This window comes from Acinetobacter sp. ANC_7513 (assembly GCF_056779915.1).
The window spans coordinates 183,758-207,134 of record NZ_JBWYIW010000001.1; the positions used below are offsets into that span (position 1 = coordinate 183,758).

Genomic DNA, 23,377 nt, shown 5'->3' on the forward strand with positions numbered 1-23,377 from the left:
TGCCAATCATATTTTTATGCGTGGGCTAATTCTTTTTCGATTAGATCACGGATTTCATTTGGAATTCTCAGCGGTTTCATTTCGGCGCTAATACACGCCAATTCTACTTCCCCTGAAGCTAGCATGATTTCACCACGATAAATATTTTGTTGCAATACAAAAGACGTTGCTTTACACGAAACTACACTTGCTGTAACAGTAATTAAGTCATCCATTAATATTGGACGTGAATATTTAAGCGCTAATTTATGCACGACAAAGTTGTAATCTTTTTGATGCCAGTAATGTGAAATCCCTGAAGCGCGTAACCATTCTGTACGTGCGCGTTCCATAAAGCGAATATGATTGGCATGATAAACAATGCCTCCTGCATCTGTATCTTCAATATACACTCGGATTTGAAATTCAAATTTGTTCGCCATACAGGTGTTCCATTACTTTAAATAGTCCAGTGTTTTGCAACATTCTTGACAAAGAATGCGAAACGCTGATTTGTACAATGTTTGAAAGGCTTGAAGTTTAGCACTCCATTTTTACAGACCAATGGCACAAGATTTCAAAAATAGCTGTAGATTGGGCGAAATATTTTAAGATGAAAATGCAGATTTAATTGAATTTTAATCATGTTTGGCATAGGGATTGATTAAATAAATTCACATGAAATTTATAGTTGGATTTGAGTGCATGTTAAAAAAGTTAGCTTTATCGATTTCGATTGCTACATCAATATTAAGTTTTTCGACTTTTAGTTCGGCTGAAGATTTTAAAATTTTAAAACAGATTGAAAGCAAGCCAATTTTACTAAAAAAAGGGGAATATGCTGGACACTATTATATTCCAAGCACACTCAATACTATTCAATGGGGTTATCTACCGAATAAAGATACTAAGCCAGTTTTAACGGTTCCATCGGGGAGTCATGTGACTTTTGATACAGTGTCACATGAAGGTTTATTAGAGGATCAAGGGCGTGATGCTGAAAAAATACTTTACATCTAAAGGTGTTAAAAAAGAGCACATTTTAGATGAAGCGAAATTGATCACCCGCTCTAATTTAAAGCATGATTTCCATAAAGATGGTCCACACATTATTACTGGTCCGATCTACGTTGAAGGTGCAATGCCGGGAGACGTGCTTAAAGTTGAAATATTGAAAATAGAACCACGTGTTCCTTATGGTGTTATTTCGAACCGCCATGGTAAAGGTACATTGCCTGAATTCCCTAAACGACAAAAACATGATCATGCTTCGCCAGAAAATCCAGATGCTTATGGCAATGTTTCAGTATTTACACCCATTGCGCAAAAAAAGAGGGTGTATGGGAGGGGGTGATTCAAACAGAATCTGGTAAAGCGATTCGTTTTCCATTAAATCCGTTTATGGGAACAATGGGTGTTGCACCAAATACCAGCGAACCTGTTCACTCAGTTCCACCCTCATTTTATGGTGGAAATATTGATATTAATGATTTAACTGCTGGGGCAACCGCTTATTATCCTGTTCAAGTTCCAGGTGCATTATTCTACACAGGTGATAGTCATTTTGTTCAAGGTGATGGTGAGGTTGCATTAACTGCTTTAGAAGGTTCAGCGCGTGCAACGTTTAAAATTAGTGTGTTAAAAGCGGGTAAAGATTATATTCCAGGTAAGCAACTTTCTCAGCCATTAGGTGAAAATGATCAATTTTGGATTACACCTGGCTTAGATGAAGATTTGGATGAAGCAATGCGCAAATCTACGCGTGAAGCAATCAATTTCTTAGTAAATGAATATGGCATAAGTGAAGAAATTGCATATGCTTATCTCAGCGCTGCGACTGATTTTGAAGTTTCTCAAGTTGTAGATAAAACCAAAGGCATCCATGCGATGATTCGTAAAGCAGATTTTAAAGAGTTCGTCGAGCAGAAATAAATTATTGAAATAAAAAAATCCTCTATCAAGGAGGATTTTTTTATGATGCTTAAGATTTGTTATTCCAATCTTGTTGAACTTGTTGTGCATTAGTCGGATAGTCCATCACAAAACGAATGTGGCTTTCAACGCCAGTTTTTAATGTCGCATCATCTACAATAAATTTAGGGTTATGATTGGGTGCAGCCTTACTGATCTCTTGATCTTGAGGTGTTGCACCAATGAAAATGAACAATGAAGGCATAAGTTGACCATAATAGGCAAAGTCTTCACTTGCGCTTGCATTGTTTTCAAGCACATGTAATTTATCTTCACCGTGAACTTTCGCAAGTGATGGCGCGATGAGTTGAGTTAGCGTTTTATCGTTCGTGGTAACGGGGGCATAAGCGGCAATTTCTACTTTGGCTTTTACGTCATTTGCATGAGCATTATGTTCGATCAATTTCGGTAAATCCTTGAGAATATTCTGGCGGACCTCTTCATTATTTGATCGAATCGTGCCAACCATATTGACTTGCTCTGGTATCACATTTCCTACCGTTCCACCTTGGATACTGCCAATACTGATTGCCCCCATACCTTTGGTTAAATCTGCACGACGGCTGATCAAACTCTGCATATTACTAATCATTTGAGATGAAGCGTAAATGGGATCGCGTCCAAGCCATGGCATAGAACCATGAACTTGTTTTCCACTGACCTGAATGCGCAAGTGATCTGCACTGTTTAAAATAGTGCCATCTTTATAAAAAATATGACCACTTGGCATACCTGCCATAACATGCATACCGAAGATCACTTCAGGCTTAGGATTTTTTAAAGCCCCATCTGCAATCATCTTACGTGAACCAATTTGATCACCATGGCTAAAGTTATCAATATCTGCTCCACCTTCTTCAGCTGGTTGGAAGACAAACACAACAGTACCTGCAATTTTATCTTTATTTTCCGAAAGCACTTTTGCAGCGCCGAGTAACATTGCTGTGTGAGCATCATGTCCACAGGCATGCATCACTGGCGTTTCTTTACCTTGATAGATTGCCTTTGCCTTACTCGCAAAAGAAAGTCCTGTTTTTTCCTCAATCGGTAATGCATCCATATCTGCACGTAATGCCATCACTGGGCCAGGTTTTGCACCTTTAAGAATTCCGATTACACCTGTTTTGGCATAGCCTGTGCGGACTTCAATTCCATATTTTTTTAATTCTTTTTGAACCAGAGCCGAGGTTTTAAATTCCATATTGCCGAGTTCGGGATGTTGGTGAATGTGCTGTCTTAATTTGATGGTATGTTGTTCAACAGCGTTCACACCGTCATCAACCCAATCTGCAAAACTCAAGGTTGAACAAAGGGGCAAGATGGTACAAGCAAAAAATAGCCTAAGTGAGATCATAAACTCAATGTCCTAAAAATCCTAAAGTTTTAGGAGCTTCTCATTCACTTCTGATGGTTGCAAAACTTAACAGGTATATCGAAATACATGAAAAGTATAGTGACCATGAAGCATTGATTTTTAATGCTTTATCCATAGATTTAAAGTTGTTATTATTTGTAAATTATTCATTTTAAATAATTATTTTAATAGTTGTGGGGGAGCTAATGGGCGTTGAAGAAGAACTAAAGCATAATCAAGATGTCATGATTCAACTTCCATGGACTGTACCTCAACAACCTTTATATACGGCGAGTATTCAAATTGATCCTGAAACGCAGAAAATTCCTTTGGATTTGAATGTAAGCTCAACTGATACGACTGCAATTTGGTCTTTTATGATTGCAATGGCGATAGCTTTTATACTAGGAATTTCAGCGACAATCATTGCAATTTGGTATGGTGTCAGAAGTTTTAAATTAACTGAAATGTCTTTTAATACAGTAGTACTAGAAATAAAAAGTTCACAACAAATTGCTTTTAATCTAAATCAAAAATTATTTGAGCAACAAAGAGAGTTAGGAAAACAAGAATTTCAGTACACTAAGCAACTTAAATGGGAAGATGAGATCATAAGTATTACATCGGATTGTCTTAACTCTTTAGCTAAGTATATTCAAAAAGTTATGATATTTAAGGATAATTTTGTTAATTTTCCTGTAGCTGATAAAAGTGATTATTCAACATTAGTTGGTTCAAAATTAAAAGAAATTTTAGACGTTACAGAAAATACTAATGCTTGTTTAACTAAACTAAATTTATATTTTAGTGTTGGGCATGAAAAAGAAAAAATAATTTCTCAACTTGGGAAACTTTTGATCATCTCAATAATGCATTTTAACAATCAATTAATAAAACAGACCGATACCAAAGACATTTATGTGAGTAAGTTTATTATTGAAGAGGGTTTAATAAGAAAAGTTAATAAGATATTAATAGATGCTAGAAAGTGGGATGAATCAAATGATTTATTATCCTTGACTGACATTGCAAATTTGGGTGATCAGTTGGCAGATGAGTTTAAAAAAATTCTCAATAAATAAGCAGCCTAAGCTGCTTTTATAAATCACTTCTCTTTCGGTTCAGGTGGTGTCATCCCAAACTGCAAATACGCCTGATTTGTTGCAATACGACCACGTGCGGTACGCATCACATAACCTTGCTGAATCAAGTAAGGTTCAATCACATCTTCCAGCGTGCCTGAATCTTCTGCCATTGCCGCTGCTAGAGCTTCAACACCTGCAGGACCACCATCAAAACGTTCTAATAACATGGATAAATAACGGCGGTCGAGTGTATCTAAACCATCCTTGTCCACATTCAACATATCAAGCGCACGTTGCGCCATTTCTTGTGTGACCTCACCTGTACCTTTCACTTGAGCATAGTCACGTACACGACGCAGTAAACGGTTTGCGATACGAGGCGTACCACGAGAACGACGAGCCACTTCCTTCGAACCAGCTTCAGTGATTGGAACATCCATCAGATTTGCAGAACGAGTCACGATATGGGTCAAATCTTCAACTGAATAAAACTCTAATCGCTGGACGATACCAAAACGATCTCGAAGCGGAGAGGTCAATAAACCGGCACGAGTAGTCGCAGCGACTAAAGTGAATGGCGGTAAATCTAACTTAATTGAACGCGCAGCAGGGCCTTCACCAATCATAATATCCAGTTGGTAATCTTCCATTGCAGGATAAAGGATTTCCTCGATCACTGGAGAGAGACGGTGAATCTCATCAATAAATAAAACGTCACCTTCTTCTAAGTTAGTGAGCATTGCTGCCAAATCACCAGCGCGCTCTAACACAGGACCTGAGGTGGATTTGAGATTGCCACCCATTTCACGCGCGATAATATTGGCAAGTGTGGTTTTACCTAAACCCGGAGGACCAAAAATCAAGGTATGGTCTAAAGCTTCACCACGTCCACGAGCTGCACCAATGAAAATTTCCATCTGCTCACGCACAACAGGCTGACCAATATAATCATCTAATGATGTTGGTCGAATGGCACGATCAAAATGATCTTCTGGTTTTTCAGAACCACTGATAATACGGTCTTGCATAATATGAGATCTTATTTATTCATCGATTTTAAAGCAGCACGGATAATATCGGATGCCTCAGTGAAGTCACCTTTAACGGCATTGACTAACTTTTGTGCTTCTAGTGGCTTGTAACCTAATGACTGTAAAGCAGCTTCAGCCTCAGCGACAGCAGAGTTACCCGTAAACTGAATTTGCGCTGTTGTAGAGTTTGATGTGGATGGCTGAGCTGCAAGCGCTTTAAAGCGATCTCGAAGTTCAATCATCAAACGCTCTGCAGTCTTTTTACCAACACCTGGAACTTTGACTAAAGTGTTTACATCTTCATGTTCAACGGTATGAATGAGCATGTCTACGCTGAGTGTTGAGAGAATACCCAATGCCATTTTGGGACCAACGCCGTTCACTTTAAGTAAAGTGCGGAAAATACTTTTTTCTTGTGCGTTGGAAAATCCATACAGTAATTGGGCATCTTCACGTACAGCCAAATGCGTCCACAATGTGACTTTTTGTCCTTTCTGTAATTGGCAAAATGTTGAAAGAGGTGTATCAACCTCATAGCCAACACCATTTACATTCAATAAAACTGTTGGTGCTTCCAAAGCAAGCACTTCACCAATAAGACATCCAATCATTCAATTATTTCACTTATTTGTCGATGTTAAATTCACTATGTCAGCATAGTAGTGTTCATTGCTTCAGAACGCAAAATCAAAAAACACTTTATGCTCTTTTCCTGAACACTAAATTTAAGGTTTATAAAAATCCAACTTTATTCCCTTGAAGTTCCTGTGCCAAATGATAAGCCTGATGATCCGAAAATTTTGAGATCACATCTAAGACTTGCATGATATTGTCATAGTGATCATCACTAAAACGTACACCTAAGCCTGAGATAATAGACAGTAAACGTCCTTCCTTAAAATTATGAATTTTATTGGGGGTCGTAAGCGGAATAAAGGCATCTAGTATGTGCTGTAAGCTTTGATGTGCAATGATTTCTAAACCAGATTTTTGAGGATGCTCAAAGATTTTTTCCCGCGCTAAATTCTTTGCACAATCAATTCCTGCTTCGATATCGGGCGAGCAATATTGGAGCAAACTACCTTTAAGCTGTCCTGACAAAATTTCAAAATGATGTTTAGCAAAAGCGGAAGTGACTTCATCAACCAAGCGTTTCATCACACGACCACGCAATGCTGCAATCTTTTGTTGCCACGTGGTGTATGGCATTGCAAGTTCAGCAGGCGTGCCATAGTCACCGAGCAGATTTAAAAAAATAGGTTCGACTTGCTCATAGCTGAGCATGTTAAGAATAATGCCATCTTCTAAATCGATCAGGGCATAACAAATATCATCCGCAGCTTCGAGTAAATAGGTGAGTGGATGGCGACAGAAATGATATTCACCATATTGTATAAGACCTAATTGGTGACCAATTTGTTGCAAAATTTCTTTTTCAGATTGATAGCAACCAAACTTAGCTCGTTTACTGGCAGGCGTATTTCCCTGAGAGTCAATGGTTTTAGAAAGCCATGGGTACTTTAAGTAAGCTCCTAAGGTTGCGTAAGTGAGGCGCATTCCACCGTCATTAGGGTGATAGTCAATTTTCGTGAGTAAACGAAGACCTTGAGCATTGCCCTCAAACTGGCGAACATCGGCCTGCTGTTCAGGGGTTAAACTCGATAAAAAATCGCCGTGTGATGCATCATCAAACCATTCACGAATAGCGTACTCACCTGCATGACCAAAAGGAGGATTACCAATATCGTGTGCAAGACAAGCTGCTTGAATAATTGCACCGACATCTGCAGGAGAGATCCACATAGGTAACTCATCACGAATTTTTTCAGCTGCCAGCATTCCCAAAGAGCGTCCGATGCAAGAAACTTCAAGGGAATGTGTTAGACGCGTATGAATGCCATCATGTTGAGTCAGGGGGTGAACTTGAGTTTTACGGTTAAGTTGCCTAAAACTCTGAGAAAAAATAATACGATCGTAATCTTTATGGAAGGGGCTACGTGCTTGTTCTGTATTTTGTTTTGAACTACCAAATCGAACTGTTGATAACAGTTCCAGCCAACGCATTTGAGTCATTTATCATTATTCATCATTACTGTATGGAACCATCATGCCAAAAAAATAGTGAAAAATATATGCTGACACGACATAATTTGGCGCATTAAAAATGCATTTCAGAAAAGTTTAAGAAGTAAAATAATGAGTATTAAGATATTGATTTTAAGAATTATTATCCTAATATAATTCAATTTCTTCACTTTCAAATCATATAAGAGTCTCTAATTGATTTTAAAGATAGATATCAATCATGAGATGATGCGTGGATGCTCATCGGTTCGATAATTTTTTATCGAGATAGTATGCATAATGTATCTACTTTTTATGCCGATTGTTGATCAAATTGATCCTACGATTGGCATAACATTTCAATAAAGCTATTGAAATTTGTCTATTTTGACCTCATGTTATCCTCATAAAGATGAATTATAGAGATGTGAATTTATATGTTATTTCATTTGCCGAAACTTCCTGCCGAAATTCGAGTCACTCACTTAAATGCGCGTATTAATGAACAACGAAAAAAAATTGCGCAAAGTACTGCATCTAAACTTGAACTTCTGCAGTTGTCTCAGCAGTTTTCAAAAGAAGCACGCACGCGTAAAAAGAATAATCAGAAAGTATATGTAATTGATTTTAAAGGTGACATGGCAGCTTCAGCTGTAGAGAATCTTCGTGAAGAAATTACTTTGATTTTGGCGACTGCTAAAGCAGGGCGTGATCGTGTCGTAGTTCGTTTGGAAAGTCCAGGTGGGATGGTACATGGTTATGGACTTGCGGCTGCTCAACTGGTGCGTCTGCGCGATGCTGGTTTTCATCTAACCATTTGTGTTGATAAAGTCGCAGCAAGTGGTGGATACATGATGGCATGTATCGGTAACGAAATTATTTCTGCTCCATTTGCAGTGATTGGTTCAATTGGCGTTGTTGCTCAAGTGCCTAATTTTAATCGTTTACTTAAAGAACATAATGTTGATTTTGAGCTTTATACTGCGGGTCAATATAAACGTACCGTGACCATGTTTGGTGAAAATACGGAAGAGGGTAAAGCAAAGTTTGAAGAAGAGTTGCAACAAACGCATGCATTGTTCAAGCATTTTGTTGAAAAATATCGTCCACAGTTAAATGTTGAAAAAGTAGCAACAGGTGAACATTGGTACGGTCAAGATTCATTAGATTTGAATTTGGTTGATAAGCTTCAAACCTCGGATGAGTATTTATTAAGTTTATTGACAGTGCATGATGTTTACTTGATTCAAACTCGCCGTAAACCTACCTTAGGTGAGAAATTAGGACTGCAAGCGGCACAAATGGCGGACAGTTTGATTCCTGCTGTGATGAATAAAGTTATGGACACTTTAGTCAAAACTAATGCGAACTTAGTGCAACTACGTGATCCTAAATTTTAAATTCGATGAAATAAAAAAAAGCTAATCTAATGATTGGCTTTTTTTTATGATTTATCATTTCTATGGTCGAGAGTCTAATTTTCGATATAACATCACTATTCCTGTGATCATGGACCCAAGTGTTGCGAACAGCATATCTTTATGGGCATCCCAAATATCACCTTGTTGACCATTATAATTTTCTGCTGCCTCAGGGGAAAGATTAATCGCAATTAACCATTCAATCCATTCGTAAATGAGACTGGTGGCCATGACAAACTGAACCACAATAAGAAAAAGTACTCGTTCAGATAATTGGGGTAAATAGAATTGAATGATCCTCAGGAAAAAAGGATAGAGAAGTAGACCATAGGCAAAATGGACCAAGCGATCATACATATTTCGCTCCCAACCCATCTGTGCATTTAAATCTATGCCGAAGTTGTGCATCAACCATTCATTATAGGGAACATACGAATATAAATAGTGTGCCCCAAGAATATGAATGATCAGAAATCCAATATAGAGAGAAAATGCGATAAAACTCAAACCAACTTTCTTTTGTATATAGATCAAAAACACCAGCATTAAAGCTGTGCCAAGTTGATGTAAGCCATAAGAAGCATATTCAAGAGGCTTTATACTTGCCAAGATCAGCACCATTATGAAAATGAAGAATACGAGGTGGTGTTTAGGAGTAAATTTTTTGTAGTGCATTTTGTTATATGTTGATTTGATTAATTTCTTCATATGATTGTAATGGATCAATCCTGAGAATAAGCTGCAGATCGCATTATTTTTATAAATCGCATTATTTTTATAAATAGTTGTTTATATCAATAGCTCATTGCAATCAGGATGATGAGTTAGAATATGATTTATTTTGAGTTTTTATTATGACGGTTTCAGCTGCTTTTCTTGCACAGCAAAATGCATATTTTCATTATGAGTTTGAAGAGCTTACTCTGAATGACTTTCCTGAAGAGATCTCAGTATCACTCCGAGGAATGATGTTTAGGCATGACATTCAATATGCTCAAGTGACTCATTATATTTACTATAGCGATGTTTTAACTGGTGATGAATTAGAAAAGCTCAGAACTGACTTTATACGTTACTGTCCTGATGAAGCATGATTTTTATTGAAACATTTGATGAGTCTCATACAAAAAAGCGAAGCCTAAGCTTCGCTTTTTTATTCAATGCTATTTAGATTTTAGCAATCAAATCTTTAATTTGTTTCGCTTGCTCAGCAGCATTACCTGTATAAGATGCAGGTGTCATTTCAGCAAGACGCGCACGATCTGCTGCAGGAACAGCTTCTAATTCGTTACCATTCACAAAATTCACCATCATTTCGCGAGTCATTGCTTGACCACGAGTAAGGGCTTTAAGTTTTTCGTATGGTTTTTCAACGTTATAACGACGCATTACTGTTTGAATTGGTTCAGCAAGAACTTCTTGAGCATTGTCTAAGTCTTCAAGAATACGGTCGGCATTCAATTCAAGTTTGCCCACACCTTTCAAGCAAGCTTCAAATGCGATCAAGCTTTGTGCAAAACCAACGCCCATGTTACGAAGAACAGTAGAGTCAGTTAAGTCACGCTGCCAGCGAGAAATTGGAAGCTTTTCACCAAGGTGAGCAAGGACTGCATTAGCAATACCCAAGTTACCTTCAGAGTTTTCAAAGTCGATTGGGTTCACTTTGTGTGGCATTGTTGAAGAACCAACTTCACCTTCTTTTAATTTTTGTTTGAAGAAACCAAGAGAGATATAACCCCAAACATCACGGTTGAAATCGATAAGGATTGTGTTGAAACGACGAAGCGCATCAAACAATTCAGCCATGTAGTCGTGTGGCTCAATTTGAGTTGTATACGGGTTAAACGTGAGACCTAAAGATTCAACAAATGCTTGCGAGTGAGCAGGCCAGTTAATTTCAGGGTAAGCAGAAAGGTGAGCATTATAGTTACCTACTGCACCATTGATTTTACCTAGAAGCTCAACATTGTTGAATTGTTTGATTTGGCGTGCAAGACGGTATGCCACGTTTGCCATTTCTTTCCCCAATGTTGTTGGGCTTGCAGTTTGACCATGTGTACGAGACAACATTGGTTGATCAGCGTGTTTTTCTGCAAGTGCAACAATTGAGTCCACGATTTGTTGCATAGACGTAGCTAGTACTTCACGACCGCTTTTCAGCATGAGTGCATGAGACAAGTTGTTGATGTCTTCAGATGTACAAGCAAAGTGAATGAATTCACCCGCATTTTTAAGTTCATCAATGTTTGCAATTTTCTCTTTTAAGAAATATTCAACCGCTTTTACATCGTGGTTGGTTGTGCGTTCGATTTCTTTGATACGGTTAGCATCGTCTTCAGAGAAATTTGCAACGATTGCATCTAAAGCTGCATTTGTTTCGTTAGAAAAAGCTGGCACTTCAGTAATTTCTGGGCGATTTGCAAGTGCTTGTAACCAGCGCACTTCAACAGTCACACGAGCATGGATTAAACCAAACTCAGAGAGGAAAGGGCGCAAAGCATCACATTTGCTTGCATAGCGACCATCTAATGGAGAAAGTGCGGTTAAAGCGTTCATAGCAATTCCTTAAACTTTGGAATGAAACGTAAAACAGAACTCGATATACATCAGGTTAAACCACCTGAAACTGTAAACGAGCGAGATCTTGAATATCTTTCAGTAACTTGCGTTTGGTGAAGATCATGCTCCATGAACTTCCACCTGACTGACGCCATAAATGCGCCATCTGTAAACCTGTAAACAATGAAGCACGAATACGATTGGTGTGCGAAGAATCCTTAAAAGCTTCTGCATTGCCTTTCACCATAATGCGAGGATTAATCTGTCCTGCAGTTTCGACATAGGTTTGAGCAAGGTTTGCAAGAATACTTGGATGTAGATAATTATGATCAAAAAAGGAGAGTTGTTTTAGTATTTTTTCTTGTGATTTTTCAATAATTTCAACGAATTTTGGGTTGCTATATACTTTCTTTTCTAAATGTAATAATGCCATTGCATAGGACATTGGAAGTTTTGCATTGGCAAATTTAGGTATTCTTGATTTTGGTGCAGTATTGAATGGTTGGGTGATGCTACTTTCTAATGTTTTTAATCCCAGAGAAATATCTGCAAGCTGGTTAAAAAAATCTAAGGTTTGACAATTCTTATTGGAAGTAGGGCGAATATTTAAACTCGCCTTAATTAATTGTTCTAAATAGAAGTTACCGTTTTCGCCAATATTTTGTCGACCTGCAATGGCTGTCATATGTGTCAGCTGAGTCGATTGAAATACTGCTGCCAAAGCCAAAGCTCTGTTTTGACGATCATTCAGAGTCTGAAGCTGCTGGAACGGTAACTCTGTCATGCCTGAAAATTCCTTTAAATAAAATCAGGTTTAGGCGCATTAGTATGATGAATCACACCGCCACCTAAACAAACTTCATCCGCGTAAAACACAACGCTTTGTCCTGGCGTAACAGCACGTTGAGGTTCATCAAATTCTACACGTACACCTTGCGGTGCATTTGGGTCATTAAATAAGACACATGCTTGATCAGGTTGTCGATAGCGAGTTTTCGCTGTGCAACGGAAACCATTTTCTGGAATCTCTTGCTCACCTGCAACCCAATCAATCGCTTCAGACCATAACATGGTACTTTGCATGAGGGGATGCTCATGACCTTGGCCAACAACTAAACGATTGCCTTCGATATCTTTGTGTAATACGAACCAAGCACCTTCTTCAGCGCCTTTCATTCCACCGATACCAATACCACCACGTTGACCGAGCGTATAGTACATTAAGCCGTGATGATCACCAACCTCTTTACCATCTTCAAGGACAATTTTACCCGGTTGAGCAGGTAAATATTGCTTCAAGAAGTCATTAAATCGGCGTTCACCAATAAAACAGATACCTGTAGAGTCTTTTTTCTTCGCTGTTACAAGACCTAAATCTTCAGCAATTTTACGAACTTGAGGCTTTTCGATCTCACCGACAGGGAACAAGGTCTTGTTAATTTCACGACCATGAACGGCATGTAGGAAATAAGTTTGGTCTTTGTTGTTATCCACGCCACGGAGTAAAGGCGCATATTGCTCACCTTTAGAATTGGTCATGGTTTCACCGCGACGAGCATAGTGTCCTGTTGCGATGAAGTCAGCACCTAATTTCATGGCATGATCGAGGAATGCACGGAACTTAATTTCTTTATTACATAAAATATCTGGGTTTGGGGTGCGCCCCGCAGCATATTCAGCCAAGAAGTGCTCAAATACACGATCCCAATATTCCATTGCGAAGTTGGCTGTATGTAATTTGATGCCGATACGATCACAGACGGCTTGCGCATCTGCAAGATCATCCATAGCCGTGCAGTATTCTGTGCCGTCATCTTCTTCCCAGTTTTTCATGAAAAGACCTTCAACTTGATATCCTTGTTGAAGTAATAAAGCCGCAGAGACAGATGAGTCTACACCACCTGACATACCGACGATGACACGTTGTTGCATAGGATTAGGCATCCAAATTTGAAATTAAGGGAGAATTTTGGTGCTCATAAACGAGCGATAAAGGAAATTTTTGTCCTGATTGGGCATCTTGAATGGCTTTGATGACCAATGGGCTACGCGCGCGAGCCGTTTCTAATAGCTCATCTAGGCTCATCCAAACTGCACCTACGATACCTGTATCTAATGTTGCATTGGCAAAATACTGTGTTGATTTTGCTAAAAAACAGAAGCGGTAATAGGTACGATCCGGAAACATAGGTGGGGTATAGGTGTATATACCCAATAAATCTGTGACTTCAACTTGGTGACCTGTTTCTTCCATGGTTTCACGAACCGCGGCTTGAATAAGGGTTTCACCAGCTTCTACATGACCTGCAGGTTGATTAAAAACGGTGTGCATGACACCTTCCGTTTGTTCTTCTACAAACAGATATTTACCATCTTTTTCAACCACTGTTGCAACAGTGACGTGAGCAGTCCAAGCGGTCATAAAAAAGCACCAGATGAAGGGAAGGCATATTGTATAAAATTTTGAGGTGTGTGGCTATGATGGGAGGGGATTTCTTTGAAGGCGTTCTATCTTAAGTTTAACTAAGAAGTTCTTTGGATCAATAATTTAATAAAGGGCGTGGAACATGAAGAATCAACAAAAAAGCCCAATTTAAGTAAATTGGGCTTTTGAATGTAATTTAAGATTATGATTTATATGAAATAAAAAAGATAATTTCGCATAAGGTGTATTATGTTAATTTTAGGGGAATTTAAAAATTGAAAGAATAAAGAAGCGAAGTGCCTACATGGATCTGTTTTAATAAAAATAACAATTTATTACCCTATGATTTCAAATCTAAAGTTTTGATTCTACAAATAATTTTAGAGATTGATTCATGTATTCAAAATCTTTCCTTATAGATTTCAAATTATTACGCATCATAGGTACAAGTAGACCACTAAATGTCTCAGAATGTATGAGACAAGTGCTGCCATCTTCTTGGGAGCAAAGTTTAAAATGATGCTCACCATCTAAAAGACCAGAGATTAGAAAGTGACCTAGCCAGCTTAAAGACTGAGCATTTTTAACTTCCAATAGTGTAGGCTTAAATTCCATTGCTTTTTGCTTAGTTGGTTGAATCCTAATCTTTAGTTTTTCACCTATGTTTAACTTTCCTTAAACTTTACGGATAAAGGGATTCCAACTCTCATACGATTTAAAATCAGTCAGTACCTGCCAAACTTGCTCCGGTGTCGCATGAATATCAATATGTGTAGTTATCTTTAAAGAAAGCATAATTTACCTCGGGTATCTAGAATGGCGATTCTCTGCTTATAAGCATAATTTAGTAGGGTTATTTTTTGCTGACAGTAATCCTCTTTATGGCAGACACATTTTCAAATGTCTCATCAGGTGACAATTTCTTTAAAAGTCTTTCTGTGCTGTAACCCCATGAAACTGCACCGAAAGCAATTCCTACCGATCTAGCTGCCTCATAATCGGTAATCTGATCACCTATATAGATAGTTTCTGAGGGTTTATAGCCTGCTTTTTTTAAAAGCTGCTTTAACCTAGATGCTTTTCCAAAAAAAGATGCACCACATTCAAAGTAATTAAAGTATCGACAGCTTGAACCAAGAATACGGGTCACATTTTCGTATCCATTTGAAGAAACCAGGCCCACTGTAATTCCATGTTCATTAAGGTGGGAAAGCATTTCATCGGTATGGTCGAATAGAGGAATCTTTGAAGGATTTACCTTCATGAGTTTTATAAAATTCTGAGTAATCGCAGGTAGTTTCCATACTGGTATTCCAAGAGTTTTCATTAGCTCTCGGGAAGGTATTTCTCTAAAAGATTCCACTTCATCTAAATGAATCTTCTTGAAAGAGTGCATGTCAGCCAGATGATTTATAGTTGAAACAAAGAAAGGAAATGAATCTGCTAAGGTTCCATCAAAATCGAAAATAACCAACTTATATAGTGTAGTTGGATAAGTTTGTGATAATACCATTTAATCTACTTTCTCTATATAAAATATTTTGAAATCATAAACTTGATGACTACCCCGTATTATGGGATAGCCACACTACTTTGATTATTTGAATAGAGGTAAGCATGTACTAAGCACAACGCATCAAAGCTGCTACTGCTTTTTCTAAAAATTGCAAAGTGGTAGGTTTGAGCCAGGTTCCCTCGGCAAGACTTGGTTCATTTTGCATGGCATTGCGAATCTTCGCATGTGTCGCTGGATTTTTGCCTGCGTAACCCTGTAACATGGAGAGCCATTGCTGTGCTAAACATTTTGCTTGTTCACTGTCAGGTTCAATCCCAGCACGAATGGCCTTCTCCAATCCAATCAATAACTGGGGCCAATTTTTCATCTCACGTACATAATGTTGCTTCATAAAAGCAAATTCCTGCTCGGATAAATAACGTGCAAAAACGTTCAGCTTACTCTCGGCAAATGCTTCAAGTAGAAACTCAACCACTTCCGGACGCACACCCAATTTTTCCTGAAATGCCGATTCAGCTGAATGCATGCTATTCAATTTAGCCAACCATTCAGGATTAGCAGCCGTATTCTGTTCGAGGGTCAGCATCCAGCGTGAAGCCAGGTTTTGGGCAGTTTCACTACTAGAAGATTCTCCGGCCTTAAAGAGTGCATTGGCTTCGATGACAAGCGCTTCCCATTTTTTTTGTTGTTTACTATCTGCCTGTAAAAAAGTCAGTTCTGCAAGTTCCTCTTTTGTAAAATATTGTTCGTACATAGACATAAGCTCCAATGTTTTTAGCCAATTGTCCAGTTCCAGCTCTTCACCATTCATCAGTTGATTTTTGAGACTGCTCAAACGATAGCGCAGTTGAGTCTGCTTAATGATCATCTGATCGATTGCCTGAATCTGCCGATCAATTAATGGGGCGAGTGCAAGGTTTGGACTATTAAGAACCGCGCCAATTTCTGCCAATGTCATTCCAAGCCCTCGCAATGCCTGAATTTGGTATAAGCGAGTAATATCTTGACGACTGTAAAGTCTATAACCGGCGTCGGAGCGGGCCGAAGGCTGAAGTAAACCGATATCATCATAGTGATGAAGGGTACGAATAGTTAACCCTGTTCGCTTCGCCAATTCACCGACTTGTAATAACATCTTTTGACTCCTTTATCCCTTAGGCATGTTTTATGCTAGAGGCTAACGTTACGTGAGGGTCAAGTATCTAAGCTATAAAAAATATTTATGGTAAATAATTTACATTTTTGATGTTTTATTTATTTAGGTAGTAAAATTTTTTATATTCCATACATTTCCATCTTCCATTTAACATAATAGGTGTTATGCGAATTCAAAATTATTTATAATTTCCCGAAACCTTTACATAATTCTGCGCTGAATACGGCAGAAACGCTTTTTCTTTATCAGTCAGTGGACGCACTTTTTTCACTGGGCTACCCACATACAAATAACCACTTTCCAAAACTTTATTTGGCGGAACAAGCGAACCTGCACCAATCATCACATCATCTTCAACAACGACGTCATCTAAAATGATCGTACCAATCCCGACTAAAACACGATTACCAATCGTACAACCGTGTAATTTCACATGATGACCCACGGTGACGTCCTCACCAATAATGAGCGGTGAGCCTTCAGGTTTATCCGCTTTCTTATGACTAACATGCAACATGGAATGATCTTGGATATTGGAATTTTTACCAATCCGAATAAAATTAACATCACCACGGATCACAGCATAAGGCCAGACCGAAACATTCTCAGCCAAGACAACATCACCAATCACTAACGCAGTTGGATCAATATAATTTGTTGTATCAAATTTTGGGTAAGTCTCTAAGTATTTGCGGATATTTTCAGTCATAAAAAATTGCCTGTTTTTATTCATTATAAACAAAAAAGCACCCAAAAGAATTTGAGTGCCTTTATATCTTTAGTCAAGCTGTGACTTAAAACAAATTACTAAAGAACTGTTTGATATGATCAATCATACGCGAGAAGAAACCAGCTTCTTCAACAGCTTGCAAAGCAACAAGCGGCTTCTCCGCAATAACTTTGCCGTCAAGTGTCGCTGTTAATTTACCTACAACTTGCCCTTGTTGAAGAGGGGCATTTAAGTTCGGTTGAACCGCGATTTGAGTCTGAATGGCATTTGCTTGACCTTTTGGCATAGTCACGTTGAAGTTCTCAGCAAGCCCCACACTCACTTGATTAGATTGACCAAACCAAACTTTAGAAGTGGTCAACTCTTTGTGAGCGGGTTGAACACTGACAGTTTCAAAGTTTGCATAACCCCAAGATAACAAATCACGTGTTTGTGTTGCACGTGCTTGCATTGATGGAGCACCAAAAATCACTGAAATTAAACGCATTGGGCCACGTTTAGCTGAAGTCGTTAAACAATAACCAGCTTCAGAAGTATGACCTGTTTTAAGACCATCTACACTCGGATCTGTATATAGCAACGCGTTACGGTTACCTTGCTTGATCCCATTAAAAGTAAACTCTTTTTCAGAGTAAATAGGATAATACTTTGAACTGTCATGAATGATGTGCTTCGCAAGGGTAGCCATATCTTTCGCTGTAGAATAATGACCTTCAGCAGGCATACCTGTTGAGTTCATAAAGTTCGTGTTGGTCATGCCAATACGCTTTGCTTCTTGGTTCATGCTGTGTACAAATGTACCTTCATTACCAGAAATATGCTCAGCCATCGCCTTAGATGCGTCATTACCAGATTGAATGATAATCCCGCGTAACATTTCCAATACGGTTGCTGTGCCGTTGAGAGGTACATACATACAAGATTCTGTACTACTACCACGACACCAAGCAGACTCGTTCATCCGAACTTTTTCATCTTCCGTGAGTTCACCGTTCAACAACTTTTGTTCAATAATGAAACTGGTCATCATTTTGGTCATTGAAGCAGGAGCAAGTTTTTCATTTTCATTTTTACTTGCGAGAATTTGACCTGTTTCATAATCCATCAAAACGTAAGACTTGTTATTGAGTTCTGGTGGTGAAGATAAAACAGTTGCTGCATAAGTAAATGAAGGTAATAGTAATAATGCAGCAATGGCGCTTTTTCGGGTCATTCTATGTAGTTCCAATCTTGTATGAACGCAAAAATCAGCTTTGCATTCTAGGACAAAGCAAAGCCGACTTCTAGCAGTGGAGTCGGCTTATTTCAATCGAATTGTAACTATTTCGTGCTCTATTTAACTGAAGACTGATATTTTTTTATATCCTCGCACACTTGTTGATTTGCTTTATCTCCAGCGTTTTTCGCATCTTGTCTCGCTTGAGCTAATGCTTGCTGATAATCCTGTTGTTTAATTAGATTGTTCAGCGTGGTTTGAGGTGAATTTTCGTTAGGTAAATAGTCTTTTAATAGCTTTTGATAGCCTGCTTTAAACGCCGCATCTTCTTCCACTAAACTTGGGCATGATTCTGAAAAGACATAGATTGCAGCGAGTTCATCTTTAGTCACTTTTTGTTGAGTAACTTCGATATTTTCTTTTAAGTCTTGAGCATTGGCGAAAGTGAAACTTGAAAATAACATTGAGCTGCTGATAAATGCGGTTGAAATCAATTGTAAAAAACGGTTTTGCATAAATGACTCAAAAATTAGTAAGTTAGTTATAAGAATAGAATAATCTTTTTTCGTGTTTAAAAAATAGAGAAAGTGTATTAATGCTGTTGGAACTCAGAAAGTAAAGAAGAAAAGTTCAGGTATGAACAGGGGGATGACTACATGCCGAGTTTTCAAGATTAAAGGGTAAGCAGATTTTCAAGATTAAAGGCGTTTAAAACCTCAACATCTATGCGTGTGCTCATTGTTGTGTTGGGGGATTTTGATTAGGCTATCGAACAGATGGGATTACATGAATTGAGTGAATTGTTTTGAATATTTTGATTGCCAACGATGACGGTGTGTTCGCACCAGGAATACAAGCATTAGCACAAGCATTAAAACCTTTGGGTCGAGTAGTCGTGGTTGCTCCAGAAAGTGAGCGGAGTGGTTTTTCAAGTGCATTAACGCTTGATCGTCCATTGCGACCCGTGCAAATTTCAGAAGATGTATGGGCAATTAATGGCACACCAGCGGACTGTGTTTATCTGTCCATGAATGGTCTATTTGATTTTGAATTTGATCTAGTTGTAAGCGGGATCAACAGTGGTGCGAATTTAGGCGATGATGTGTTGTATTCGGGTACAGTTGGGGCCGCGTTTGAAGGCCGACTCATGAAACAACCTGCAATCGCAGTTTCATTGGCTGGTCCAAATGTTCGTTCGTATCAAGATGCTCAAGATTATGCACAAGCTGCAAATTGGGTATATGAATTTATTAAAAATGGTGTGCCTGATTTACCACCGCGTCATATTTTCAATATTAATATTCCAGATACGGCTGAAATAAAAGGGACATTGGTGACTTATCAAGGAAGAAGAAAACAAACGAAACCGATTACCACACAAGTTGACCCGAGAGGCCGTCAAGTTGTTTGGATTGGTTTGGCTGGAGAGGCCGTAACAGATCCCGAAAAAAGCCAACTGGGTTATCAGTCAGACTTTTATGCCATTGCAAATGGATATGTCAGTGTGACACCGATCCAAATGGATGCTACCAATTATCAGGTGTTGGCTTCACTTGAATCTCAGTTAGGGCTTTAATTGAACGACCACAGGTAGGATGTGTTATAACTTTGTGAAAAATATATTTGAAACGGTGAATTTAGCATTAATTTTGCTACTCTTAAGCCGAATTCAGTCTTTTTTAATCTTTTGTCAGAGAGGGAAATCATGCTTTTGGCCAGACCCAAAACAGTTTTGAAGTTGTCTAAACCATCTATTCACTCAGCATTGATCGCGGTTGCTGTCGCTTCTTTTCTTGGTTTGTCGGGCTGTGCATCGAAACCCCAAATCCACAATTCTGCTCGTTATGCGGTCGCTCCTGACTTCTATACAGTTCGTTCTGGCGACACTTTAAGTAAAATTGCGGCACGTTATGGATTGAGCTATTTGAGCATTGCGGAGATGAACGATATTGCACCGCCTTATCGCATCTATGTAAATCAATCTTTAAGATTAAAACCCTCTGGCAATCGACAAGTGACACGTTCGACCACGCGTCCTTTGACAGCGACTGAAACTCAGATTCAACGTCAAACCATTCAGTTACCAACAAAACCAGCTGTGGTTACGCCACCACCACAAACCACACCAGTACCAGCGGTAACTGCTGCAGTACCGACGACTTCGACTAAAGCAACTTCATTACGCTGGGTGAAACCTTCGAATGGTCCAGTCATTGAAAACTTCAATGTGGCAAGTAATGTCAAGGGATTACGTTTTGGTGGCAATGTTGGTGATCCAATTTTTGCAGCAGCTGATGGTCAAGTGGTTTACGCTGCTGATGGTTTAAAAGAATATGGTAATTTGGTGCTCATTAAACATATTGATGGTTATATCACTGCGTATGCGCACAATAACCGGATGTTAGTGAAGAGTGGGCAAAACGTAAGTGCAGGGCAACAAATTGCAGAAATGGGCTCGAGTGGTGCAACCCGTACGATGCTTGAGTTTCAAGTTCGTTTAGATGGTAAGCCAATCAATCCAGCAAATATTTTGCCAATCAACTGAAGATATTTAGTGCAATTTAACAATTTCTTCGTATAATACAATGAGTTGCTTTTGTTAATTTTTGTTAATTAGAGAAGCATCTCATAATTTCAGAGGGAAATTTATGTTAGATCAACTTCGCTCGATGGGCGTATTTGCATGTGTTGTTGAAAAAAGCTCTTTCAGTGGTGCTGCTCGAGATTTAGGCATTACGACGAGTGCGGTTAGTCAGCAAATTCGTTCACTAGAACAAGAAATGGAAGTAACACTTCTGCACCGTTCCACAAGAAAACTAAGTTTAACGGAAGCAGGGCAGGCCTTTTTTCATAGCTGTCAAGAAATGCTTGCTGCAGCAGAGCGCGGTAAAATTCGAATTAATGAGTTACGAGACGATTTAGTTGGTGATTTACGTATTGCAACAACGCCAGAACTCGGTGCAACCCATGTAGTTCCTGCGTTGTCGCATTGGATTTCGGCACATCGTGGTTTAACCGTTCACTTTGAAGTTGAAAATCAATTTGTCGATTTGATTCAAGAAAGAATCGATATTGCAGTGAGAATGTGTTCTCGCGTGGATGAGTCTAATCACTTATCTTGTCTGCCGCTTGCACGTGTGGATCAAGTCTTGGTGGCTTCACCAAGTTATTTGAATCAAAATGCAGTTATTTCAAGACCTGAAGATTTAGCACAGCATGATTTGATTCCAGTAAATATTGTAAAAAATCAGCAAATGATGACATTTGAACACAGTACATCGCGTGAATTGGTAAATGTGTCCATGGAAAATCGTTTACAGACAAACAATGTTTATGTCGCTAAATCACTGTGCCAAAATGGTCACGGCATTGCGCGATTATTATATCTGGATGTGCAAAAAGAATTAATGAATGGCACATTGGTTGAAGTTTTACCTGAATGGAAGTTACCTGCATACACTTTGAATGCAATGACATTAAAACGTGAACAACAACCAATGAAAATTCATCGCTGCCTAGATGCTTTAAAACAATATTTCAGCCAGTTGCCTGGTGGTCGAGTATTCCAAGAAGCATCTTAAGTGTTCTTCTTAATAAAAAAGCCGCAATATGCGGCTTTTTTATTGATCTTGGCTTAAGCCAAAAAGTTTTTAATCGCTGGAACTAAGCGTTTTAATAAATCATCAGCTTGTTCTTGATTCATATTCAACGCTGGCAACAAACGAACGACATTACCTGCGGTGACATTAATAATTAGATTGTGCTCTATGCGTGCAATATCCACCAACTCTGCGCATGGTTTTGGTAATTCAATACCAATCATCATACCAAAGCCGCGAACAATAACGTTTTGATCTGCAAGTTGTGTACGGAATTGATCAACTAAGTATTGGCCAATTGTTGCTGCATTTTCAACAATATTTTCTTTTTGCATCAAATCGATAATCGTGTAGACAATGCGCGAACCTAATGCAGTACCACTATAAGTTGATCCGTGGTTACCTGCAGTAAGAATACCTACACCTTTACCTTGAGTCATCACTGCACCAATTGGGAAACCATTACCCAAGCCTTTAGCTGTCGTCATGACATCAGGAATAATATTGGTATGTTGATACGCGAAATATTTTCCTGTACGACCGTTACCTGTTTGAACTTCATCTAGCATCATCAACCAATTATGTTGATTACAGATTTGACGAATTTCTTCAAGATAACTAAAACCTTGAGGGGCAGTATTTACACCACCTTCACCTTGGATCGGTTCAACGAGAATCGCGACGATATCTGGATGGTTGATTGCTGCTTCTTCAATTGCCTCAATGTCGCCAAAAGGTACTCGGATAAAACCTTCAACGAGCGGGCCAAAACCTTCTTGTACTTTTTTATTGCCTGTCGCAGAAAGTGTTGCCATTGTACGACCATGGAAAGAATGATCAGCTACAATGATTTTCGGAAGAGCAATACCTTGCATATGACCATATTTACGCGCAATTTTAATTGCACCTTCATTTGATTCAGCACCACTATTCGAGAAGAAAATTTCTTCCATACCAGATACTTCAGCTAACTTTTGCGCAGCTGCAGTCTGCCAAGGTACTTCATAAATATTACTGGTGTGAATAAGCGTCGCCGCTTGTTCTGCAATTGCTTCTGCCAAAACTGGATGTGCATGACCTAGACCACATACTGCAATGCCAGTCAGCGCATCTAAATATTCTGTACCTTCAGCTGTATAAAGATACGAACCTCGGCCACGCACAAAGCTGATCGGTTGACGGCTGAATACAGGCATCAAATGAGATGGTTGATCAGTTTGAACTGGAGCGAGGGTGATATTGTTCATGTCTAACTCGTATTTGTTAGGTGG

At 38.8% G+C, this 23,377-nt stretch carries 24 protein-coding genes and 1 pseudogene; 7 read left to right on the top strand and 18 right to left on the bottom strand.

Features of this window, described 5'->3' with window-relative positions; translation table 11 throughout:
* Positions 1 to 14 precede the first annotated feature (14 nt).
* Complete coding sequence (gene ybgC, locus AC1M9B_RS00890) at positions 15 to 422, bottom strand: tol-pal system-associated acyl-CoA thioesterase (RefSeq protein ID WP_035265725.1); 408 nt, start codon at positions 420 to 422, stop codon at positions 15 to 17.
* 262 nt (positions 423 to 684) lie between these two features.
* On the opposite strand from ybgC, the pseudogene AC1M9B_RS00895 reads away from it, so the two are divergent.
* Positions 685 to 1,911 (top strand): annotated as a pseudogene (locus AC1M9B_RS00895) (acetamidase/formamidase family protein).
* A gap of 49 nt (positions 1,912 to 1,960) precedes the next feature.
* On the opposite strand, the gene AC1M9B_RS00900 reads toward AC1M9B_RS00895, so the two are convergent.
* Positions 1,961 to 3,304, bottom strand: a complete 1,344-nt coding sequence (locus tag AC1M9B_RS00900; RefSeq protein ID WP_481608331.1) for an amidohydrolase — start codon at positions 3,302 to 3,304, stop codon at positions 1,961 to 1,963.
* 206 nt (positions 3,305 to 3,510) lie between these two features.
* On the opposite strand from AC1M9B_RS00900, the gene AC1M9B_RS00905 reads away from it, so the two are divergent.
* Positions 3,511 to 4,386, top strand: coding sequence for a hypothetical protein (locus AC1M9B_RS00905; protein WP_051586525.1), 876 nt, complete (start codon positions 3,511 to 3,513; stop codon positions 4,384 to 4,386).
* 23 nt (positions 4,387 to 4,409) lie between these two features.
* Here AC1M9B_RS00905 and ruvB read toward each other — a convergent pair whose 3' ends face one another.
* From ruvB to AC1M9B_RS00920, 3 genes are all read right to left on the bottom strand, one after another.
* Entirely contained in the window at positions 4,410 to 5,417 is a 1,008-nt protein-coding gene (gene ruvB, locus AC1M9B_RS00910) for a Holliday junction branch migration DNA helicase RuvB (protein ID WP_035265728.1), read from the bottom strand.
* A gap of 11 nt (positions 5,418 to 5,428) precedes the next feature.
* Entirely contained in the window at positions 5,429 to 6,031 is a 603-nt protein-coding gene (gene ruvA, locus AC1M9B_RS00915) for a Holliday junction branch migration protein RuvA (RefSeq protein ID WP_035265729.1), read from the bottom strand.
* Between the two features lie 121 nt (positions 6,032 to 6,152).
* On the bottom strand, positions 6,153 to 7,493 hold the full coding sequence (locus tag AC1M9B_RS00920; protein WP_035265731.1) for a deoxyguanosinetriphosphate triphosphohydrolase: 1,341 nt from the start codon (positions 7,491 to 7,493) through the stop codon (positions 6,153 to 6,155).
* A gap of 428 nt (positions 7,494 to 7,921) precedes the next feature.
* Between AC1M9B_RS00920 and sohB the strand changes: the two genes are divergently transcribed.
* Entirely contained in the window at positions 7,922 to 8,884 is a 963-nt protein-coding gene (sohB, locus tag AC1M9B_RS00925) for a protease SohB (RefSeq protein ID WP_481586639.1), read from the top strand.
* Between the two features lie 60 nt (positions 8,885 to 8,944).
* Here the strand turns inward: sohB and AC1M9B_RS00930 are convergent, their stop codons facing one another.
* Positions 8,945 to 9,580, bottom strand: coding sequence for a DUF2238 domain-containing protein (locus AC1M9B_RS00930; protein WP_481586640.1), 636 nt, complete (start codon positions 9,578 to 9,580; stop codon positions 8,945 to 8,947).
* 179 nt (positions 9,581 to 9,759) lie between these two features.
* Between AC1M9B_RS00930 and AC1M9B_RS00935 the strand changes: the two genes are divergently transcribed.
* Positions 9,760 to 9,999 carry a hypothetical protein gene (locus AC1M9B_RS00935; RefSeq protein ID WP_035265735.1) on the top strand — a complete coding sequence of 80 codons (240 nt, stop codon included), beginning with the start codon at positions 9,760 to 9,762 and terminating at the stop codon, positions 9,997 to 9,999.
* A 73-nt stretch (positions 10,000 to 10,072) separates the two neighbouring features.
* Here the strand turns inward: AC1M9B_RS00935 and purB are convergent, their stop codons facing one another.
* The 11 genes from purB to AC1M9B_RS00990 form a co-directional block, all read right to left on the bottom strand.
* The gene (purB, locus tag AC1M9B_RS00940) at positions 10,073 to 11,461 is read right to left on the bottom strand and encodes an adenylosuccinate lyase (protein WP_092766083.1); all 1,389 of its coding nucleotides are present in this window, start codon (positions 11,459 to 11,461) and stop codon (positions 10,073 to 10,075) included.
* A 55-nt stretch (positions 11,462 to 11,516) separates the two neighbouring features.
* Entirely contained in the window at positions 11,517 to 12,248 is a 732-nt protein-coding gene (hflD, locus tag AC1M9B_RS00945) for a high frequency lysogenization protein HflD (RefSeq protein ID WP_092766084.1), read from the bottom strand.
* Positions 12,249 to 12,262: 14 nt separating this feature from the next.
* The gene (gene mnmA / locus AC1M9B_RS00950; RefSeq protein WP_481588454.1) at positions 12,263 to 13,396 is read right to left on the bottom strand and encodes a tRNA 2-thiouridine(34) synthase MnmA; all 1,134 of its coding nucleotides are present in this window, start codon (positions 13,394 to 13,396) and stop codon (positions 12,263 to 12,265) included.
* Between the two features lie 4 nt (positions 13,397 to 13,400).
* The gene (locus tag AC1M9B_RS00955; protein WP_035265740.1) at positions 13,401 to 13,886 is read right to left on the bottom strand and encodes an NUDIX hydrolase; all 486 of its coding nucleotides are present in this window, start codon (positions 13,884 to 13,886) and stop codon (positions 13,401 to 13,403) included.
* A gap of 357 nt (positions 13,887 to 14,243) precedes the next feature.
* Positions 14,244 to 14,504: a hypothetical protein gene (locus tag AC1M9B_RS00960; protein ID WP_481608332.1), complete on the bottom strand. Its 261-nt coding sequence runs from the start codon at positions 14,502 to 14,504 to the stop codon at positions 14,244 to 14,246.
* Positions 14,505 to 14,564: 60 nt separating this feature from the next.
* The gene (locus AC1M9B_RS00965; protein WP_481586643.1) at positions 14,565 to 14,684 is read right to left on the bottom strand and encodes an SRPBCC family protein; all 120 of its coding nucleotides are present in this window, start codon (positions 14,682 to 14,684) and stop codon (positions 14,565 to 14,567) included.
* 58 nt (positions 14,685 to 14,742) lie between these two features.
* The gene (locus tag AC1M9B_RS00970) at positions 14,743 to 15,402 is read right to left on the bottom strand and encodes an HAD-IA family hydrolase (protein ID WP_035265744.1); all 660 of its coding nucleotides are present in this window, start codon (positions 15,400 to 15,402) and stop codon (positions 14,743 to 14,745) included.
* Positions 15,403 to 15,511: 109 nt separating this feature from the next.
* Positions 15,512 to 16,540 (bottom strand): MerR family transcriptional regulator, encoded by a 1,029-nt coding sequence (locus AC1M9B_RS00975; protein ID WP_481608333.1) that lies wholly within the window; start codon positions 16,538 to 16,540, stop codon positions 15,512 to 15,514.
* Positions 16,541 to 16,739: 199 nt separating this feature from the next.
* Entirely contained in the window at positions 16,740 to 17,270 is a 531-nt protein-coding gene (locus tag AC1M9B_RS00980; RefSeq protein WP_035270475.1) for a gamma carbonic anhydrase family protein, read from the bottom strand.
* 85 nt (positions 17,271 to 17,355) lie between these two features.
* Complete coding sequence (gene dacC, locus AC1M9B_RS00985) at positions 17,356 to 18,504, bottom strand: D-alanyl-D-alanine carboxypeptidase PBP5/6 (protein WP_035270478.1); 1,149 nt, start codon at positions 18,502 to 18,504, stop codon at positions 17,356 to 17,358.
* Positions 18,505 to 18,623: 119 nt separating this feature from the next.
* On the bottom strand, positions 18,624 to 19,022 hold the full coding sequence (locus AC1M9B_RS00990) for an MCR_0457 family protein (RefSeq protein WP_092766090.1): 399 nt from the start codon (positions 19,020 to 19,022) through the stop codon (positions 18,624 to 18,626).
* Between the two features lie 290 nt (positions 19,023 to 19,312).
* Here AC1M9B_RS00990 and surE point away from each other — a divergent pair, with 290 nt between their 5' ends.
* The 3 genes from surE (at position 19,313) to AC1M9B_RS01005 (ending at position 22,088) form a co-directional block, all read left to right on the top strand.
* Positions 19,313 to 20,083 carry a 5'/3'-nucleotidase SurE gene (gene surE / locus AC1M9B_RS00995; protein ID WP_481608334.1) on the top strand — a complete coding sequence of 257 codons (771 nt, stop codon included), beginning with the start codon at positions 19,313 to 19,315 and terminating at the stop codon, positions 20,081 to 20,083.
* 129 nt (positions 20,084 to 20,212) lie between these two features.
* Positions 20,213 to 21,052 carry a peptidoglycan DD-metalloendopeptidase family protein gene (locus AC1M9B_RS01000; RefSeq protein WP_179998373.1) on the top strand — a complete coding sequence of 280 codons (840 nt, stop codon included), beginning with the start codon at positions 20,213 to 20,215 and terminating at the stop codon, positions 21,050 to 21,052.
* 103 nt (positions 21,053 to 21,155) lie between these two features.
* Positions 21,156 to 22,088, top strand: a complete 933-nt coding sequence (locus AC1M9B_RS01005) for a LysR family transcriptional regulator (RefSeq protein WP_179998372.1) — start codon at positions 21,156 to 21,158, stop codon at positions 22,086 to 22,088.
* 53 nt (positions 22,089 to 22,141) lie between these two features.
* On the opposite strand, the gene AC1M9B_RS01010 is transcribed toward AC1M9B_RS01005, so the two are convergent.
* The gene (locus AC1M9B_RS01010) at positions 22,142 to 23,353 is read right to left on the bottom strand and encodes an aspartate aminotransferase family protein (protein ID WP_092766093.1); all 1,212 of its coding nucleotides are present in this window, start codon (positions 23,351 to 23,353) and stop codon (positions 22,142 to 22,144) included.
* Positions 23,354 to 23,377 lie beyond the last annotated feature (24 nt).